17 protein-coding genes are annotated in these 18,700 nt (G+C 47.6%); 7 read left to right on the forward strand and 10 right to left on the reverse strand.

The annotated features are described in order from the left end of the window. Positions 1–8: 8 nt before the first annotated feature. A complete protein-coding gene (locus OYT88_RS15375; protein WP_274401227.1) occupies positions 9–779 on the reverse strand; it encodes a hypothetical protein in 771 nt (256 codons plus the stop codon). 440 nt (positions 780–1,219) lie between these two features. Further along, on the reverse strand, positions 1,220–1,660 hold the full coding sequence (locus OYT88_RS15380; protein ID WP_274401228.1) for an Lrp/AsnC family transcriptional regulator: 441 nt from the start codon (positions 1,658–1,660) through the stop codon (positions 1,220–1,222). Between the two features lie 152 nt (positions 1,661–1,812). Between OYT88_RS15380 and OYT88_RS15385 the strand changes: the two genes are divergently transcribed. Beyond that, entirely contained in the window at positions 1,813–3,087 is a 1,275-nt protein-coding gene (locus OYT88_RS15385; RefSeq protein WP_274401229.1) for an APC family permease, read from the forward strand. 191 nt (positions 3,088–3,278) lie between these two features. On the opposite strand, the gene OYT88_RS15390 is transcribed toward OYT88_RS15385, so the two are convergent. The 6 genes from OYT88_RS15390 to OYT88_RS15415 form a co-directional block, all read right to left on the reverse strand. Continuing rightward, on the reverse strand, positions 3,279–4,664 hold the full coding sequence (locus OYT88_RS15390; protein WP_274401230.1) for a sensor histidine kinase: 1,386 nt from the start codon (positions 4,662–4,664) through the stop codon (positions 3,279–3,281). Then, entirely contained in the window at positions 4,652–5,344 is a 693-nt protein-coding gene (locus tag OYT88_RS15395) for a response regulator transcription factor (protein WP_274401231.1), read from the reverse strand. Before OYT88_RS15395 ends, OYT88_RS15390 begins: the two co-directional genes overlap by 13 nt. A 68-nt stretch (positions 5,345–5,412) precedes the next feature. Continuing rightward, the gene (locus tag OYT88_RS15400) at positions 5,413–6,168 is read right to left on the reverse strand and encodes an ABC transporter ATP-binding protein (RefSeq protein ID WP_274401232.1); all 756 of its coding nucleotides are present in this window, start codon (positions 6,166–6,168) and stop codon (positions 5,413–5,415) included. Positions 6,169–6,215: 47 nt separating this feature from the next. Further along, positions 6,216–8,522 (reverse strand): ABC transporter permease, encoded by a 2,307-nt coding sequence (locus OYT88_RS15405; protein ID WP_274401233.1) that lies wholly within the window; start codon positions 8,520–8,522, stop codon positions 6,216–6,218. A 651-nt stretch (positions 8,523–9,173) separates the two neighbouring features. Beyond that, a complete protein-coding gene (locus OYT88_RS15410) occupies positions 9,174–9,329 on the reverse strand; it encodes a DUF1540 domain-containing protein (RefSeq protein ID WP_274401234.1) in 156 nt (51 codons plus the stop codon). A 103-nt stretch (positions 9,330–9,432) separates the two neighbouring features. After that, positions 9,433–10,131: a DUF6198 family protein gene (locus OYT88_RS15415; RefSeq protein WP_274401235.1), complete on the reverse strand. Its 699-nt coding sequence runs from the start codon at positions 10,129–10,131 to the stop codon at positions 9,433–9,435. Between the two features lie 374 nt (positions 10,132–10,505). Here OYT88_RS15415 and OYT88_RS15420 point away from each other — a divergent pair, with 374 nt between their 5' ends. The 3 genes from OYT88_RS15420 to OYT88_RS15430 all read left to right on the forward strand — a co-directional run bounded on the left by OYT88_RS15420 (position 10,506) and on the right by OYT88_RS15430 (position 12,785). Further along, positions 10,506–10,796 (forward strand): ArsR/SmtB family transcription factor, encoded by a 291-nt coding sequence (locus OYT88_RS15420; protein ID WP_274401322.1) that lies wholly within the window; start codon positions 10,506–10,508, stop codon positions 10,794–10,796. A gap of 66 nt (positions 10,797–10,862) precedes the next feature. Next, positions 10,863–12,035, forward strand: coding sequence for an MFS transporter (locus tag OYT88_RS15425; protein ID WP_274401236.1), 1,173 nt, complete (start codon positions 10,863–10,865; stop codon positions 12,033–12,035). A gap of 228 nt (positions 12,036–12,263) precedes the next feature. Beyond that, positions 12,264–12,785 carry a GNAT family N-acetyltransferase gene (locus OYT88_RS15430; RefSeq protein ID WP_274401237.1) on the forward strand — a complete coding sequence of 174 codons (522 nt, stop codon included), beginning with the start codon at positions 12,264–12,266 and terminating at the stop codon, positions 12,783–12,785. Here OYT88_RS15430 and OYT88_RS15435 read toward each other — a convergent pair. Further along, positions 12,774–13,088 carry a hypothetical protein gene (locus OYT88_RS15435; RefSeq protein ID WP_274401238.1) on the reverse strand — a complete coding sequence of 105 codons (315 nt, stop codon included), beginning with the start codon at positions 13,086–13,088 and terminating at the stop codon, positions 12,774–12,776. The genes OYT88_RS15430 and OYT88_RS15435 overlap by 12 nt on opposite strands. Before the next feature lie 84 nt (positions 13,089–13,172). Here OYT88_RS15435 and OYT88_RS15440 point away from each other — a divergent pair, with 84 nt between their 5' ends. The 3 genes from OYT88_RS15440 (at position 13,173) to OYT88_RS15450 (ending at position 16,842) form a co-directional block, all read left to right on the forward strand. Next, on the forward strand, positions 13,173–13,790 hold the full coding sequence (locus OYT88_RS15440; protein ID WP_274401239.1) for a TetR/AcrR family transcriptional regulator: 618 nt from the start codon (positions 13,173–13,175) through the stop codon (positions 13,788–13,790). Further along, a complete protein-coding gene (locus OYT88_RS15445; RefSeq protein ID WP_274401240.1) occupies positions 13,771–14,238 on the forward strand; it encodes a hypothetical protein in 468 nt (155 codons plus the stop codon). Before OYT88_RS15440 ends, OYT88_RS15445 begins: the two co-directional genes overlap by 20 nt. Before the next feature lie 894 nt (positions 14,239–15,132). Continuing rightward, positions 15,133–16,842, forward strand: a complete 1,710-nt coding sequence (locus tag OYT88_RS15450) for an AAA family ATPase (protein WP_274401241.1) — start codon at positions 15,133–15,135, stop codon at positions 16,840–16,842. A gap of 118 nt (positions 16,843–16,960) precedes the next feature. Here the strand turns inward: OYT88_RS15450 and OYT88_RS15455 are convergent, their stop codons facing one another. After that, positions 16,961–18,517 (reverse strand): Vga family ABC-F type ribosomal protection protein, encoded by a 1,557-nt coding sequence (locus OYT88_RS15455; protein WP_274401242.1) that lies wholly within the window; start codon positions 18,515–18,517, stop codon positions 16,961–16,963. Between the last annotated feature and the right edge of the window lie 183 nt (positions 18,518–18,700).

An 18,700-nucleotide genomic window follows, 5' to 3' on the forward strand; every position in this document is an offset into this window, starting at 1 on the left:
AAATCACCTTAGTTCCGCATATAGAACGAATTAACCTGTATTTTAGAAAGCGACAGGATGCCGATCACTATGTATAGCGCTATGATTGTCATTAATACGATTAGCCGATCCAAGGTGAAAATTCCCTGGAACAAATGAACAACAAACATATCTACCTGGGTAACAAAGTCATTGGGGATCAGTCCATATAACAATTCTCCCCAAAAAGTGCCGGTGTCTTTACGAACAGCCGAAATCCATATAAATAGAATTAATGATATATTTGAAATCGTTATCATCGTATTTGCCCGTACTTTCAGAACTCCAATAAAGAGGACGAATAAGGCAATCGGGACACTTGAAATAATATAGATGGACAGAGAGGCAAATACGATAAAGAAAAATGAACGAAAATTATACATAGCGATAACAAATGCAAAAATCGAACTGCATATTAATCCGAATAATAACTCGCTCAAAATCAAACCCACGACGACTAAATGTTTATCGCCGCCGGAAATCATCGTAAATGTTTTAAAAGTGCCGTTTTCCCGATAATTCAATAACTGCAGTGAAATGCCATTCAACATAACGCTGACGACAATATAGCCAAGATAATTGCCTATTTTCAATATCAATTGATTTTTATCGATATCTCTGCCCTCGAATAACGGCAAATTTGAAAAAACGAAAAATAAAGTCGGAGCAATAACAGTGTAAATAAAGGGGATTTTTTCCGACCAGATTATTTTATTAAATACTTTAAAATAATTATAAATAATTTTTGTATTCGTTTTCATTGTTTGTTTTCCCCCCCTTCTTTAAGGAAACAGAATTTGTTTCCCTTTATTCAGGAACTCATTCATATTTAATATTTTGCAAATCTTATATTGTTCTGGAAACTCTTGCCGTATTTCGATAAACAAGCTGCCGACCAGAAACATCTGACAAAAGCGGCAGCTGGAACCGATTTGTTCATAAAAATAAAAGCAGCAGTGCTGACAAGGAATTGAGTCACTCCAGGTTTAGTTATTGACTATCAGTATAATATAAATATTTTGTAAAACATGTCGTTTTTTGTCGATTAACGATTCTTCACATACCCGCTCAATATGATTGCTCTGATAAACGACATTTCTACATTCCATATAGTTTCGATAAAACGCAAACTTCCGATGACATTATCGGCGTTCAACGCCTGATTTAACTGCAGCAAGCAGGCGGATCTATAAAACGTATTTCACTGTTCGGCAGTCTGAGTCCTAATCGGTTTCCGTTCCACCGGCGAAGACAAAACAATTAACGTTGTCGGTTTGCCGTACTCCAGGCAGGCATCGATGTAGTCTTCCAAAGTGTGGACCGATTCGGTCACGACTTTGGTTAAGTAGCTGTACATACCGGCGATTCGATGGCACTCGATGACATCCGGATAACCGGCAGCAAACTGTGCATATTTTTTACAGTCCCTGGGCTCCATTAAAATAAAAGCAGTCACATGCTTGTTTAATTTTTCCGGTGAAACGAGAGCGCAGTATTTTTTGATCACGCCCTGCTCTTCCAATCTTCTTACCCGTTCAGTGACGGACGGAGAAGTCAGCCCCACTTTTTTGCCCAATTCAATCATGGTCAGGCGTGCATTTTCCTGCAATTGAGAAAGGATATCAAGATCGATTTCATCCATAGAAGCCGTCTCCTTAATTATTAAAATAGATTTTATATCTTCCTTAATTATATATGAATATATCAACCATTTGCTTAAATGTGCCATGTCATTTTCTCGTAAAGCCCTATAAAATGATTAAAAAATACATAGATGCAAAGAGGGGGATTATCTTGGCTGAACATTCATTAAAACGGTCGATCACCTGGGTTCAGGGAACAGCGCTCACCATTGGCGCCGTTCTCGGCTGCGGCATTCTTGTGCTGCCCTCCATTACCGCAAACAACGCAGGACCGGCTTCTCTTTTATCATGGATTCTCATGTCTCTTATATCTTTCCCGATTGTTCTGACCATTGCGCATCTGGCACAGATCATGCCGAGTGCCGGAGGAATCGCCGCCTATGTCGAAAGGGCTTTCGGGCCGATGACGAGTTCCGTGTTAAGCTGGATTATGCTCGGCTCTATCCCTGTAGGTGTGCCGATCGTCGCGCTGACAGGCGCCTTTTATGTAAATGACATTCTGCCGGTAAACATATGGGAAGTAATCGGCATGGCTGCCCTGATTCTGGCTGTTTCTTTATTTTTGCATGTCAGGGGGATTGAACTTTCAGCCAAAGTCGGTCTGGGGGTTATCTGCGGAATCCTGGGTTTATTAATCACGGCTGTCGCTGTCTCTGCCCCTTACATCCGCCGCGATGCCTTTACTCCGTTCGTGCCTGACGGCTGGCTGTCCGTCGGTTCAGCATCCGTCATCATTTTTTTCTCGTTTGTCGGTTGGGAAATGATTGTGCCTCTTGCGGAAGAATTTAAGAACCCTGAAAAAGATATCTTCGTCAGCTTATTATTAGGCGCCTTTTGCATTGCCATTTTATACATATCCGTTTCATTTGTGACCGTAGGCACCCATTCCTACGGAGGCAAAAAAGAGATCGCTTCATTGAGTATTCTTATCTCAAAAGGGCTGGGAACCGCAGGGGCTGCTCTGACAACTGTCCTCGCTTTATTTATCACATTCAGCAGCGTTCACGCAAACATTGCCGGATTTTCAAGGATGGTTTATGCTCAGGCAAGAGGGGGAAATTTTCCGGCTTTCTTTGCGGCTCTGCATCCGCAGCACCGGACTCCGGTCAGAGTCTTAGCCGCTTTAGGCGCGATTTTCGGCATCGTTTTAATTCTGTACGGTTGGGTCCGGCCCGATCTGGGGACGCTTTTAAAAGGACCCAGTGCCGTTTTTATTACTTCCTATATACTGACTATGCTGGCCGCCTTAAAAATCCTAAGACCTCTGACCATCGGCTGGCTGATGGCATTTCTTTCACTGACGTTCAGCGTCATCCTGTTATTTTTCAGCGGCTGGGCAATCCTGTATCCTGCTGCCCTGTCTGCTCTTGGCGTGCTCTATCTTCGAAAGAGAACCCGGCAGTTAAAAGCAGGGGGATCAGTCTGACTTATAAAGAGAGCGGGTTTGAAAATATCCGTGCACTAATTGCCGATGAATTTGTACCGCCGTATAAGACCTTGAAAACAACGGACAGCCATTCCAACATCGGCCATAACGCATCCGGGGCCGAAACTCTTTACATGCTGTTTTCTAAATTTGAGCGGGCCCATAAGCCGGATAAAAATAATCTTCCGTCCTCACAGCGGCAATGAAAAGCATACCTCGGTACCGCTGCCGAGCACACTGTCGCATTCAATGCGCCCCCCGTGGCGTTCCACGATATCTTTCGCAATGCACAGGCCCAGGCCGGAACCGGGGACATCCTGTCTTCGTGCTGCGTCGCCGCGGTAAAATCTGTTGAAAACAAAGGGGATGTCATTTGCCGCGATGCCGCTGCCGGTGTCTTTGACGCAGACAATCAGTCCGGCGGCTTCCAGCTTAAAATGAATGTTTATCCTGCAGCCGTGCTGCCTGTATTTAATGCTGTTGGATACAAGATTCTGCATAACCTGTGTGATCCGTTTACGATCGACCGTGATCAGCACATTCGGAACCTCGTCAACGGAGAAGGCCACACCCGAGTGCGCCGCGTCAAGTGACAGCTCCCCGCAGACCTCTTTAAAAAAAGGCCGCGCATAAATTTCCTCTAAAACAATAGGCAGTTCGCCAAGCTGTGCCTTTGTTTCTTCAAGAATGTCGTCTATAAGCCCTGTCAAAAGCCGGACCTTTCTCAGCATCAGGCCGGAAAGGTCATGGATCCGCGCAGGGCTGTCGGCAATGCCGTCACGGATTTCTTCCGCATAGCCGGAAATGGCGGCAAGCGGTGTTTTCAAATCATGGGATACACAGGCAAAAAGCAGCCTGTCGGCATTAAGCAGATCGTTCTCACGCCGGAACGCAGCTGAAAGCTCATCACGCATGGCCTCAAAATCATGGCACAGTGAACCTATTTCGCCGGTGTCGTCATAGAGCAGCCGCGTATCCAGATCGCCCCGCAGCATCCGCCGGGTCGAGCCGTGCAGCAAAGCAATCGGAGCGAAAAGGTCATTTTTCAGAAGATGTGCGACAAAGAAAAGCAACAGACATACACCCGCCATCAAGAGAAAAAGCGATAAGATAACCGGCCATGCTGCCTTCGGAGAACTGTAATTCTTTTTATCGGCCGTCACATACAGCATGCCGCTGATTGTGCCGTTACGGACAATCGGAGAGGCAAAAGTAAGCATTCGCCCATTATTTTTTATACCATTGAGACCGGAGAGGGTATGCAGATCGACAGTATCCCCTTTTCGATACGCAGCAACGGTCGATTCAAGCACCCGGCCGTCGGTGCCGAAAAGGGCATAGTGTGCCTTGTTTCCGACGTGAAGCGCGCCTTTCTCCGCCTGAACCACAAGAGCGTTAAAATCGACACGCATCCGCCGGTCATCAAATGTATCGGAGACGATGCTGTACCAAGTAAAAGCCGCAAGAACAGCCAGCCCGAAACAAAGGGCGCCTGCCAAAAAAAGCAGGCGCCCTATCCGGCGGCGGATTCCGCCGTCTTTTTGTTTCCGCCGCATGAAAGAAGTCACTTTTCCCATTTATAGCCCACTCCCCAAACGGTTTTGACAAATTGTACGTTGGCTTTGGCGAGTTTTTCACGAAGCCGGCCGACAGTTACCGCCACAGTGTTATCATCCACATAATCCGTGGTGCCCCAGAGAGCTGCAAGCAGCTGCTCCCGGGAAAAAACCTGCGAAGGGTGGGCACAGAAATAGTCAAGCAGGCGAAACTCCTTTGCCGTAAGCGGCAGTTTTTCAGCGCCCACCGACGCCGTAAAAGAAGCCGGATCGACGACCAGTGCCCCGCAGATTATTTTCGCGCCGGCGCCGGCAGCCGGCCGCGCAGCAAAGGCTACATATCGGCGGATGTGCGATTTTACGCGGGCAACCAGTTCGACCAGCGAAAAAGGTTTCGTGAGGTAATCGTCGGCTCCCATACCGAGCGAAACCAGCTTATCAAGATCGGAACTTTTGGCAGAGATGATGACGATAGGAACAAACGAGGCCTGCCGTATTTGCCGGCAGACCTCGATGCCGTCCATCTTCGGCAGCATGATATCGAGGATGACAAGCGAAGGCTCAAAGCTGCGCGCCTCTGAAACAGCCGACTCGCCATCATAGGCATGCCGCACGGCAAATCCCTCTTTTTTCAGATAATCTTCCATAATACCTGCAAGATCGAGGTCATCTTCCACAACAAGCACTTTCTCGTTTGCCATCGCACCGCCCCCTCAGATGATCTTATTGTCGCACAGCAGCGGACAGGCGGCAAAGGCTATTCGCTAAATCACCAGCCATGCTGCTGTAAGAAAGCAAAAATGGTTTCTTCACGCCTTGCCTGCTCCTCTTTATCATAGCTGCCGAGCTGCAGATCGCCTTCAATGCGCCCGTCTGAGAGATAAACAAGACGGGAGGCACGTCCCGCGGCCTTAAGGTCGTGTGTCACCATCACAATGGACTGTCCTCCCTGCGCTAACTGAGAGAGAATGTCGAGCACTTCAAGTCCCGAAGCGGAGTTGAGTGCTCCTGTCGGCTCATCGCAAAATATGATTTGCGGTTTGCCGATCAGGGCACGTGCAATCGCCACACGCTGCTGCTGCCCTCCGGACATTTCCGAAGGATATTTATCACGTTCCTCTGCAAGGCCGAAGCGAGTCAGAAGCGCCATCGCTTTCTCGTTAACCTCTGTTTTGGGTACTCTGCCGTATCCGCAATAGGCAACATTTTCAAATGCAGTCAGATCGGGAAGCAGGTTGGCGCTCTGGAATACAAAAGAGATATCATTCTTGCGGATAGCCGGAATTTCCTTCTCCGGAATCTGCCTGATATTGCGGCCCAAAATTTCCACTGTGCCGCTCGTCGGCCGGTCCATTGTGGAAATCGAGTATAAAAGTGTGGATTTCCCGCTTCCGCTCGGTCCCATGATGACCGTGAAATCTCCTTTGTAAATTTCAAGGTCCAGATTTTTTAGTACATTGACGCCCTGTTTGCCGAGAATATAGTTTTTGCAAAGCTTAACTGTTTTGATAATTGCTTTTTTCATATGTCGATCCTCCATGCATTTCGTGTTTTCGTTTTCCTGCTCCGGCCCTATTCTTCCATCAGTTCAACCGGAGAAATTTTTCTCAGCGGAATGCAGAAGAGCAGCGTCAGTGCAAGTATGCCCGCAAAGATCGATCCGATCAGTATGGTTAATTCCTGCGGACTGTTCACCAGCCCAGGAATACCCATCATCGAATAAAATATGAAGGGCGAAAGCGTCAAATGGAGTGTGACGGCCAGTGCAGCGCCGAGCAGTGACAGCAGCAGAGTTTTAAACAGATTTTGCAGGCTGATATAGGTATTCGTGAAGCCCATCGCCTTAAGGATCCCGAACTTTCGGCGATCGTCGAGCTGTGTGGTCATCAGCAGATTGAAGATATTGAGCAGGCTGAAAGTGATAAAAACCGTGACAAGCATGACGGTTACCGGATTCATGATCTCTTCGACTGCTGTGATTGGTTCCTCTACATCCTTCTGCATCCGATCCGCAGTAAGACCGAGATCATGCTTCATGCGTGCGACAAAGGCGGCCCGATCCGTTCCGCTTTTGAGCTTAACAGCCATCGAAGCCGGCCGATAGGGGAGGCCGGTCTCTTTCAGCGACTGATCGGTCATCTCAATCGTTTTGCTCGTGTGTACCATATTGTCATAAATGCCTGTAACAAGATAGGACTTTTTACTGTTCCCAATGGTCAATGTAATATAGTCTCCGATACCGATGGAAGAGCCCTTAACCGTGCCGCTGCTCACGGCAATTTCATTCACGTATTTTGGGGGCCGCCCAATTTTAATGGCATTGAAAAAGTCCCTGTCTGATAGATCATTCCAGCTGATGACAGAGCTGTTATTAAAGTTTGCGCCATAACTGTTCTTTTCTGTTTTGATACTGGCAAGGATAAAGGGTGAGCCGTACACACTGTTCAAAACCGCCGGATCGTTTTGGACCGCTGCGATTTTTTCCGGTGTCAGGCCGCCGCTGACATAGTAGTCTGCGCGCGGTGTGCCAAACCAGACATCCGTATTTTCTGCAATATGGTCAACCGTGTAGTTGATGCTTATAAAAAAGGTACTCAGATAGAAACTGACTGTGAGGATCACCACAAACATGACGCTGAACGAACGATGCTTCCATACATCGTTGATGGCCGTTGCCAGCGGAGAAAAAGCGTGAGGAATCAGCGAACGCCTGAGCTTTTTCGGTGAGGAACTGATGCCGATCTGGAGAGCCTGAACCGGCGTGATGCGCCGGATACGCCGGTGGGCCTGCCAGACAGATAAAAGCAGCAGCATGAAAAGCGCTGCGGCCCCCCCCAAAGCGAGCAGCACCGACGTAAAGGAAAGCCGAAATCCGCCGATGTATCGCGTGATCGTCGTTCCGACAGCATAGCCGACCGGCAGACCCACTGCCGATCCGAGCGTAATCCCGACGGCTCCGACGAGTGCATAGCACTTGAGATAAAAGCCGGCGATCTGCCTGTCTGTGAAACCCATCGCCTTATAAATTCCGATAGAGCGGTATTCCTTAATGAGATTGTTTTTAATCAGAAAACGGATAATCACAATCGACACCACGAAGATCAGAATCGCAGAAAGCATGCCGATACTGCCCAGGATCAGTGTGAGCATGGTAAAGCTGAGCAGCAGCTGAGAAACGTTAAAACTAGTGAACAGGGCACTTGTTATCGAGGATGGCAGGTTGTGCAGCCAGGTTTCCGCATCAGAATAATCTTTTTTAGAATTGATGGCAAGGAAAACAGTGGATTCCCCGCCCTTCAGCGAGGAGAGCGTCGACTCGGAAACATAAAACGGATAGATCCCGAACATGCCTGACGGACAAGTGGCATCGTTAATGAGTCCGGAAACCGTAAGCGTTCTGTTCGAGGTGCCCTGCAAGGTGATTTTGTCACCGGTCCTGATCCCCTTCTGGTCGGCAAAAACACCGGGTAACCAAATCTCGCCCGGCGCCGGCCCTGTTTTATTCTGAATTCCCGTCTGAGGCGTGATTTTCCAAGAGACCGCACGGTAGTCCGGCAACGCGTAAAATGAAAACAAACCGGGTGTGATATCACGGCCTCCGAACATCAGCTTGTCAGCGACGATACGGCCGTCGAGTGTTGCAACACGTGTAAAATCTTTGTTGTTTCCCGCCTGAGCAAGCAGCCGCTCGGCCGGGGCACCCCGGCTGACGTTGACAAACAAATCAGGGGAATTTTTCTTTGAATAATAGTCTGCCGCATAGTTGCTTGTTTCCACAGTGAAAATGAGGCAGGCACTGAAAATCGCCGAGGCAAAAAAGAGGATAATTCCTATAAGAGTGAACTGAAGTTTCTTCTTTCGCAGCTTATGAATCCACATCGTACGGCCAACTTCCCTTCCTGAACTTTCTTTATTCTAGAAGAAAAACCTGACAGTGCATCAACAAAAGGATAACAAAACAATAACGCAGATCTGACCGAAAAAACGGCTGTGCGAAAAACACAGGAGCGGCGGACAGAAACCACTGTATCGGTTCCCATTTTTCGCCTGTCCGAATGGCCCTTTTTAAATAGTTCCCTTCCATCAGCCGGATATTTTCTCCTTACTTTTTAGATGCCGTCACACGGCGGGTATCCTTGCCTGAAGGCCCGGTTCTTGCCGGGTCCGGCAGCGGGCTTTTATCATCCGGCTGCCGCTTATGTACCGGGCGCAAAAAAGGCCGGCCATGATCAAATGATTGATCGGCCGGCCTGTGTTTCACTGCTTTTACTTTTCGGTTAGCTTTTCTTTCAGCTCTTCTGCTCCAACCGGAACACACCGAAGCAATTCTTCTTTAAGAAAAAACAGCTGGCTGGATCCGGCAATTTAACAGGGACAGACATTCTGAATAACCTTGTCTTTAGCTTTCTCTATAGCGGTCAGTGCTAATCTATTTACACTTCTTTATCTGTATAAGAAAAAACAGGAGCATACTTCCGGCTTCCGCTGTTCATCATATCTTTGTCCGTCCGTTTGAACTTTTTTCGAGAATCATTTGACCGGTTCAAAGGTCCTGCAATCTGTCTCTTCATGATCGGAAGCCTGTTTGCCTTTATGGCTGACAACATAAATGGTATCGGCCGCACATTTGTTCCCGCTATCCCAAAATGTGCAGTTGCTCACTTCACAAAGTACGTCTTTAGCCAAGTTTCTCACCTCCTCGGCGCTTAGTATAAGCCGGGCCGGGAAGATTGATTCTTTAAAAGCTATAAAAAGCACTCGAACCGTTGCGGCGTTCCGAACATTTGCATCAATAACTGAGCCCGTGCCGATGATGGTTATGTTCTATATGCCGGTGTTTCAGAGAAGGAAAAATACATTTATCAAAAATGCCGACCAGCGGGCCCTGAAACAAGAGCGAAAAAATGGTGCCCACATTAACTGCAAAAAGATGGTACGTCGTGATCCAGCAAACGATAATCACCAGGATAGGCGGTACAAAAGTAACTAACTGAGCAGCAGGCGCACTTCCCCTCAAGTACTTAAAACGGACAATCTGCATGAGATCGTCACACGGATGAAGCAGCCAATTAACCCGCTGATAAATCGAAACGGCCAGGGAAATAAGACATATACCTGCGACATCCAAAATAATCCGCACAGTAAGAGGCAGTGCATCGATGCCCAGACCGTTTAAGAAGACGCTGAACATCCCGATCAGATAGCTGAACGGGCCTAAAAAAACAAGATTACCCAAAACGCGGCGCCAATCAAATCTGCCGATGATCAGCACGTTGATCAAGATAACGATAAGGCCGTAAACAAAAAGAACTAAGTCCAGGGGAACGCCTGTCATTTGCGTAAAATTAACTGCCGAAGCGGTCCATAACGCACTTCCCAAATTTAACGAAACCGTCAATGCATTTCCCAAAGCATTGAAGAAAATTGACATCGTAAAATAAGCGATGTTCTCAACGTTTCCCATTTGTACAGAATGTTTAGCTAACACGCCTATTTCCTTTCCGTATCAAAAAATATTTCAAGCTGCCTTTCCGTTTTCTGCAACCTTTTTATAGTTTAATCCTTTTCCCTTGAACCGTTCAATACTTGATTCCGCAAAATTATCCGCTCCGACTACGGCCGCCCGCTAACCCCTTTAAAAATCGATACACAAAACGCCCGCTTGATTCTCTGCGGCCGTTTCAGAAACAGCATGCATACTGATTGAAAATGAAGTATCGGCCGTTTGTTTTTTTCAGGCAAAATAAATTTTTACAAAGGGGAAAACGTACTCGGCTTGACGGTGTCGCAATGAAGCACATTTTTCTGACACACAGCTTCGAACCAGTTGACAAGATTAAGCGGGCATTATACCATAGTTCTATGAATATAGAACAGCAAGATAAGAACCAAGTACTCGTGCCTTTATTTAAGGCTTTGGCTGACGAAACACGATTAAATATTGTTCGAACGCTACGCGACACGACTGGAGAATTAAGCTGCGGTGACATCGGCGAAAGGATGAACATTGCAAAATCGACCGCCTCCTATCACTTCCGGACGCTGAGAGAAGCCGGACTGATCAGCACACGTAAAGACGTCCGAACCAAATATGTCAGCCTGCGCCGCGATGTTTTTGATGCTTGCCTGCCGGGTTTCCTGGATTCCTTGTGAATCCGGGTATTTATTTATTCGTTAGTTCCATTATTGTAGAACAATGAAATAATAAGGGAGATCCTAATGAAAAAAATTCCGCTGCTATTTTTTACGACCACATTTATCATCGGAACTGACACATTCCTCATTTCACCGCTCTTACCGGTACTTAGCCATATATATCATACGCCGTCCAATCTCGCGGGCTGGATGGTCAGCGCCTATGCATTAGGCTACGCTCTATTTGCATTGATTGCCGGTCCGTTATCCGACGGTATGGACCGCAAAAAAGTCATGATCTTCGGTTTGTCTGGTTTCACCCTGGCTACCTTCTTATGTGCCGTCTCCCCCAGTTTCCCGACAATGATTCTTTTCAGGTTCCTGGCCGGCATTAGTGCCGCTTTTGTCACTCCGCAAATCTGGGCAGCCATCCCGCAGCTTGTCGCGCCAAAATCAATCATAAAAACAATGGGCGTCGCGACGGCCGGACTTTCTGTTTCCCAAATGATCGGTCTTCCCGCAGGCAGCTATCTTGCCGTCTTTTCATGGCGGGCCCCTTTTCTGGCCCTTTCTTTTTCTGCACTGCTTCTCAACTTTGCGATTGGGTCCCTTCTGCCTTCCCTTTCGACCGTTCGAACAAATAGGAACAGGCACATCGACCGGATTTATAACTCTGTTATGAAGGCGCCTCACGTCTTTAACTATTTTGCAGGCTATTTCATGTTTCAAACCGGTTTTTTTACCTCATACGCTTTTTTAGGCATCTGGTTCACTCAGGATTTTTCTCTGAATGTCGCTTCTATCGGCACGAACATGATCCTGCTTGGGCTTGGCAACTTAATCGGATCGCTTTTCGGCAGCAGACTCGTCGCCAGAGCGGGCGTGGCAAAATCCGTCCTTTTTTCCTTGATTTTCCTATCCATCACTTACGTACTCCTTCCGCTCTCGGGATCACTGTGGATCGCCGAAGGCCTGTTCCTCCTCATTTTCTTAGTCGGCGGCTTTATTTTCCCCGTGCTGATGAGTACTCTTCAATCGCTCGCTCCATCGGCCCGAGGCACAATTTCTGCCTTAGCAAGCGCCGTGATGTACGCCGGCACTACAGTCGGAGGCGTTATCGGCGGGTTCTTGTTTGACTGGTTTCACGGTTTTATCGGAATCGGACTTTTTGCTGCAGCAATGAATGTGATCCCTCTCCTTTTCTTTCAAAGAGCAGGGCTGTTTCATGATAAGAAAGAAAAAGGCATGCGCCGATAGTGCCGGCGGCATCCCATTTGACATTCCGCTGCTTCCGGTAGTTAAATGTTTTGTAGAGAGCGCTGTTAATGATCCGGGCGGCACAGCTTTACCCTCCCTGCCAGTGTCCCTTTCATACCGTTCATGATGCGGATCAACAATCTGTTAAGCCGCGTTCAGGCGGCGTTTCCCGTTATCGCGATACATATCAAAGCAATCATTATTACAATTAGGAAAGGAAATTATATCTTGGCAACTTATCTGCGCAGAACGACCGACAATGATCTACCCGAGATCGGCAGAATTATTGAGAGTGCTAAATTACTGCTGAAAGCAAACGGTATTAATCAATGGCAGGACGGTTATCCGGACGAGACAGCTTTACAGAACGATATTAGGCAGCAAGTCAGTTACGTGTTGATCATCGACGGTCAAATCGCCGGTACCGGCGTCATCCTGAACCAAGTAGACCCGTCCTATGAAGAAATTGAAGAAGGCAGCTGGGCGGGGCCTGAAAAATCCGCTTACAGCTCAATTCACAGGACCGCCATGTCTCCTGAATTCCGCGGCCGCCACTTATCCTCGCTATTGATGGGATACCTGATCTCCGCAGCCGGATTAACAGGGCACGCTGATATCCGGATTGACACGCATCCTGACAATCAGGCGATGCAGCGTGTGATCAGAAATGCCGGATTTGATTACCGGGGCATTATTTATCTAAATAAGCCCGATGGCAAACGCCGGGCCTACCAGCTCTTATTGCCTTAATTCCGAAACAGGAAGGCACCCGGATCGGGCATCGTTCCATTCATCAAAAGCATACTGCTCCGGAATTGAAAAATGCAAAACATGTACACGAGACCGATTCTCTGCGACATCCGCACCGATCGAAAAACTGCGCTCAACGACCGATGAATCGAGCGTGACGGCCGATAAGCTCCCGGCGGCGACCGATACCGGGCATATAATGACCGATAAACTGTTCAGAACGACCGATAGACTCCGGTGATGATCGATAAACTTCCGGAAGGCGATCAATAAACGGTCCTTAACGACCGATGAATCGGGCACACTGGCAGTCTATTCAGATCTGCAGGTTGAAAACTAACTAACGTTAGTTTATAATTGGTATTAGCAATAATAGAAGGTGAAAAGTTGAGTACAAAGCAGGATATTTTTGATTGTGCACTGGCTCTTTTTTCAAAAAGCGGTTATAACGGCGTATCGATGCGGGACATTGCAGGCAAAGTCGGTATTAAAGGCAGTTCAATCTATAACCACTATGCGGGAAAAGAGGCGATCATGGATGACATTTGCCAGGCTTTTGTAAGAACGCTTGCCGTTTCGCGCCCTCCTTTGGAGAAAGTGGCCGAGAGTATAGATAAGACGAACGCCGCAGATGTATTCAAATCTTTAATCGTCGCTTATGGCAGACGGATCAATGAACAGTGGACACAGATGGCACGCTTAGTCTTTTCGGAGCATTTCTACAACCAAAAGGCCGGGGACATATTTGTCAGAGAAATTCTTGAAAATAATGTTTCCTATTATGTATCCGTTCTGGCAGAGATGGAACGTAAAGGAAAAATCAAGAAGATCGACAAGCCATTCATCGCGGCTCTGTTCAATAATGAGCAAGTCATGCTTTCCATGCAGTATGCACACTGTCAAACGGATGAACAGAAAAAAAAGGTCGCTGAACTGATGATGAAAAGTGCGGATTATTTCTTTCAGAGATTGGAGACGAAAAAAGATGCAGGCAGCAGGCAATAAAAAATCGGCATCCTGTTATGTATTGATCCTTTTACATTTTTTACTGGGCATCGGGGCATTGATAGGCGGGGGATTATTAATTTTAGCTCCGGACGGATCGCTTCTCAGCATGCCGCTCTCGCTTTTAAAATACAGTACATTTCACTCTTTTTTAATCCCGGGAATGATCTTATTCCTTGCGCTGGGCTGTTACCCCCTGGTGGTCGCCTTGTTTCTGATCAATGAAAAACCGTTCCGTCTTGCAGAGATATTCAATTTATATAAAAATACGCATTGGGCCTGGATGCATTCGCTGTATGTCGGTTTCACGCTCATTATTTGGCTGACCATTGAGATTTATATACTGCAGGGAATTGGCATCGTTCATCTTGTTTATATGTTTCTTGCGCTGGCTATTCTGGCCGTTACCCTGCTTCCTTCAGTAAAAAGATATTACACGCATTCCTGATTCCGGGCGGCGGAAATACAATCATACTGAAATTATAGAAGAGGACGTCTCAAGAGTTGATGGATCAACGATGGGACGCCCTCATTTTATACCCTCATTTTATAAACAGCGGTCAATCAAAGATTTTGATCGTCCATCTCATTCATCAACGGCTCTATTCGGCAGAACAGCACCGCATTCTGCCGTTGAAAAAAGCGGCCGCAGCTATTAAAAATTCACTTGCTCACGATCCGTTAATCTATTTTTAATTTACAACATGTATCTTTAAGAAGATTTATTTGTATTGTCCATTTTAGGAGGATAAAACACCCGATCGTTTTTAAATTCGTCTATGCCGCCTTTTTTACTTTCAATCAAGAATTCCGAGGGTGGTCTTATCACTTAGCATTCCTGCAGGGCCTCCGGCTTCCGTTCTGTCCATCTTCAGGGTACATGGCGAAGTTGGCCTGTTCCTGCAGAAAACCGTCGCAGAATTTCCGGGTTTTGTTTCTCAATCGCTGACTTCCATCAGCTATGTTTGCTTTCAATTCACTATTGTGTTCCTTATGCTTTATCCGTTCATAATGAGCACACGTTGAAAATCCGATCCTTCTGTAAAATCTTGTCGGAACATGATCGGAGGCGTCCGGGCATAAGCTTTAATCTATGTATAAGGGGAAGATCTGAAATTCACAAATGAACAAAACGGCATTTTTCAATGAATGGCGGTGATCGGAACCATAAACGCTTCCCTCTTAACGGCCGGATCTCCTTTTCCGTGAGAAGAAAGACGGCAAATAGAGGAAACGGGCATCGGCTCGGCGTTAACGACACTGAGGAGACCTGTATACCAATTTCTTATATCGCCTAACAGAATTCAGGAAAAAACGAAACATTCCGAGGGGAAGTGAGATTATGAAAAAATACCGCCGGGTCATGTGGCGGAAACTGCTGATTGCTTCGATGATTATCGCTGTCCTAATCGGACTGCTCTGGGCAGGCGGATCAGGCGTGTGGAATGTTGCCCTGACTGTATTAAACTTAGTGTTCCAGCTGTTTTTTGCCGTACTGATGATTATTATCCAATTTTCCGCGCTTTTTTGGTTCCTGGCCAGAGGCCGGACATACTGGATCATGCCCGGCGAAACCGGATCAAACTGGAATGATTACCGGGGCAATCCTGAAATCGTTGAGAATGCCAAACGAATTGTCACCTTGCTTAAAGGGGTCAGAGACTTTAAGAAAATGGGAGGCGAAGCGATACGGGGTATGCTGTTGTGCGGATCTCCGGGGACCGGCAAATCCTATCTTGCCCAAGTGATCGCCAATGAAGCCCAGATCCCTTTTGCTTACGCATCGGCTCCAAGTTTTCAAAACATGTTTTTTGGCGTCGGCAATTTAAAAGTCATGAGCCTTTATAGAAAAGCGAGGAAACTGGCCAGGACATACGGTGCCTGCATCATTTTCATCGATGAAATCGATGCGATCGGCATGTCGCGGCAATCAAGCGGCGGCAGCGGCGGTCTCGGAGCGCTGTTCGGCATGGGCGGTTCCGGTTTGCTTAACGAATTGCTTCTGCAGATGGATCCGCCGAATCTCGATCATTCACGTTTCGCCAAATTTCTCCGTTCGCTTGGGCTCCGCCATAAAAAAGCGGAACGGAGCGCCGTTCTGACAATCGGCGCCACGAATCTGCCCGACGTGCTGGATCCGGCCCTGCTTCGTCCCGGCCGGTTTGACCGCAAACTCTGGGTTTATCCCCCGGACTATGACGGCCGGGTGGATGTGTTCGACTATTATCTTAAAAAGGTGAATCGCAATCATACATTAACTCCGCAAAAGGCGGCACTGGACACGATCGGCTACAGTCCGGCGCAGATTAAACATATTGTCAATGAAACGATTATCATTGCCCACCAGCGCGGTTCCAAAGACGCCGGCTATAATGACTTCCGGGCGGCCATGGAAACTTATGAGTGGGGTCTTCAGCAGCCTCTTCGTTCCATGAGTGCCGACGAGCGGCGCAACGTAGCCTATCATGAGGCGGGCCACGCGGTTGCCCAATATCTGCTGAAACCCCATGAGCGTGTCTGGAAAGTGACCATTATCCGCCGGGGCGGTGCGCTCGGCATTGCTGCAACAAAGCCGACACAGGAGCGGTACAATCAAAGTGACAGCGAAATGCTGGCAGAAATTCAGGTCTGCCTTGCTTCACGGGCGTCCGAAGAGCTTTTTCTGGGGAAAAAGCTAAATGGCGTCACGTCCGATCTGCAGCAGGCGACTCTGCTTGCAGGCGCCTACCTCGGCGCGGTCGGAATGGGCGATGAATTATTCAGCTGGCTGTCCATAGGTTCACAGACCGATGCGCTCAAACAGTTGCGTCCGAAGATCAATGTCCTGTTAAAGGATCAAATGAATCAGGTGAAAATTTTAATTAACGAACAAACGGATTTCGTTCATGCCATTGCCGAAGAATTACTGAAACGCGGAGGGCTCACGGGAGAAGAAATTGACGAAATCTACGTCGGGCTGAACGGCCACTCGCGGCCTGAAGTACCTGAAATTGCATGGGTCGATAGCGCCGATACGGAAGCGCCGTCTGAAAAAGTCGCCGATCGGGAATAGCGGCAAGGGCGATCATTTCTCAAAGCCGGAGAAATGATCGCCCTTTTTTGCTTGAATTTTTCCTCGCCTTGCGGCACGCCGCCCGGATCCGCTGTCCATTCTCTCATGTCTTCCGCATTCAGGATCGATCCCGATTTCTTTTTTCTTTCAAAAGGTTTTGAAACTCCATTTCCAATTCTTCAGACGGCTCGATGCTTAAGCGGCTGAGCACTTCTGTTATTTTGGTCTCGAGTAAAAGCCGCCGGTCATTCTGATTATCCTGATTCTTTTTCGGCTGATCCTGCTTATATTGCCGATAGGTGCCCTCAAATAAATGGATCTTCTGATCGCGGATTTCCAGAATGCGTGTCGCAAGCCCGTCAATGAAGCGGCGATCATGGGAAACGAAGAGCACGCTCCCCTCATACTCTTTGAGAAGCGACTCTAATGCGCGGGCAGCCTCTATATCAAGATAATTCGTCGGTTCATCTAAAATCAGCATATTAACGTCACTTAAAAAGAGTTTGGCAAGCGCCGCCCTTACTCGCTCACCGCCGCTCAAAACCGCAACAGGTTTAAAGACATCCTCTCTAAAAAAATGCATGCGTGCAAGAACCGTCCGCACCGTCGATTCGTCCTGCTTTGAAGTCGAGCGGACGTTCTCAATAATCGTCTTTTCTTTATCCAATATGTTTAGATTTTGGCTGAAATAGCCTGGTTTCAATGATGGTGAGCATGTGATGCCGGGCGCCCGGCCGACGATCTTTCTGACCAACGTCGTCTTTCCGCTGCCGTTGGGGCCGATAATCGCAAGCTTCTCGCCGCCGCGGACAAAAAAGCTTGTTTTTTCCCAAAGTACCCGTTTGCCGATTCGTCCGGATATATCCTCCGCACGAAGAATGATCCGATGCTTAAATGTTTCTGCATTCGGCAGATCCATCTTCAGCGGCTGAATCTCTTTCACTTTTTCTGCCTGTTCAAGTTTTTCCAATCGCGTTTCCATTGCATTCGCCGTTTTCTGCAGCTTCTTTTGTTTCTTGGCATAGTAAGGTTTGGCCGCCCCTGATTCCACATGACCGGGCCTCTTTGCGGCCCGTTCTGCTCTTCTCTCCTTTAACTTCAGTGCTTCTTCCAGCTGCCTCTTCTTTTTCACATAAGTTTCATAAGCGATTTGTTCCTGATGACGTCCGGCTTCTTTTTGTTTTTCATAATCGCTGTAGTTGCCGGCATACGTGTTTATCCTGCCTTCATCGATTTCCCAGATCGTTGTGCACAGGGCATCCAGAAAAGCACGGTCATGGGAAACGAGGACAAATGCTCCCTGCCGCTCATTCAGTTTCTTTTCCAGCCATTCGATATGGTCCGCATCAAGATTGGTTGTCGGTTCGTCTGCAAGCAAAAGTTCCGGATTTTTAGCAAGCACCTCCTGAATGTATTTCTGCGTCACTTCACCGCCGCTTTTTGCTGCCGCCGTCCGCTTCAGCTGCGGCAGCAGCTCACATGATACATGCCGGATCACGTTTCCCTCTTCAGACGGACTTTTTCCCGCCAAAATGCGAAGCAGCGTCGTTTTCCCGCTTCCATTCCGGCCGATAAGGCCAACCCGGTCATTTTTATGAACCCGTAATTGATCGACAGCAAACAGCAAACGGTCTCTAACGTACTGTTTTATATTCAATGCTTCTAACAAGATCATCGAATCATCCCCGCTTTTTCATTTTTCAGGGACGCAAAAAGTCCCCCATCCGTTCTTTCAGAATAGGAGGCACCTATAGGCAAATACCAAAAGAAGAACGCCCTTTTGGCTCAGCCGCCGAAAACCCATCCTATCCTGAAAACTCCGATTGAAGACATGGAAACAGACTTACTCCTTTTCTTC

Source organism: Sporolactobacillus sp. CQH2019 (genome assembly GCF_028765345.1).
Lineage (GTDB): Bacteria > Bacillota > Bacilli > Bacillales > Sporolactobacillaceae > Sporolactobacillus.

Excerpts from the sequence above, each read along its gene's own strand:
- OYT88_RS15375 (WP_274401227.1), bottom strand. The coding sequence starts at position 779 with ATGAAAACGAATACAAAAATTATTTATAATTATTTTAAAGTATTTAAT.
- OYT88_RS15380 (WP_274401228.1), bottom strand. The coding sequence starts at position 1,660 with ATGGATGAAATCGATCTTGATATCCTTTCTCAATTGCAGGAAAATGCA.
- OYT88_RS15390 (WP_274401230.1), bottom strand. The coding sequence starts at position 4,664 with ATGGGAAAAGTGACTTCTTTCATGCGGCGGAAACAAAAAGACGGCGGA.
- OYT88_RS15395 (WP_274401231.1), bottom strand. The coding sequence starts at position 5,344 with ATGGCAAACGAGAAAGTGCTTGTTGTGGAAGATGACCTCGATCTTGCA.
- OYT88_RS15400 (WP_274401232.1), bottom strand. The coding sequence starts at position 6,168 with ATGAAAAAAGCAATTATCAAAACAGTTAAGCTTTGCAAAAACTATATT.
- OYT88_RS15405 (WP_274401233.1), bottom strand. The coding sequence starts at position 8,522 with ATGTGGATTCATAAGCTGCGAAAGAAGAAACTTCAGTTCACTCTTATA.
- OYT88_RS15420 (WP_274401322.1), top strand. The coding sequence starts at position 10,506 with ATGAATATAGAACAGCAAGATAAGAACCAAGTACTCGTGCCTTTATTT.
- OYT88_RS15425 (WP_274401236.1), top strand. The coding sequence starts at position 10,863 with ATGAAAAAAATTCCGCTGCTATTTTTTACGACCACATTTATCATCGGA.
- OYT88_RS15445 (WP_274401240.1), top strand. The coding sequence starts at position 13,771 with ATGCAGGCAGCAGGCAATAAAAAATCGGCATCCTGTTATGTATTGATC.
- OYT88_RS15450 (WP_274401241.1), top strand. The coding sequence starts at position 15,133 with ATGAAAAAATACCGCCGGGTCATGTGGCGGAAACTGCTGATTGCTTCG.
- OYT88_RS15455 (WP_274401242.1), bottom strand. The coding sequence starts at position 18,517 with ATGATCTTGTTAGAAGCATTGAATATAAAACAGTACGTTAGAGACCGT.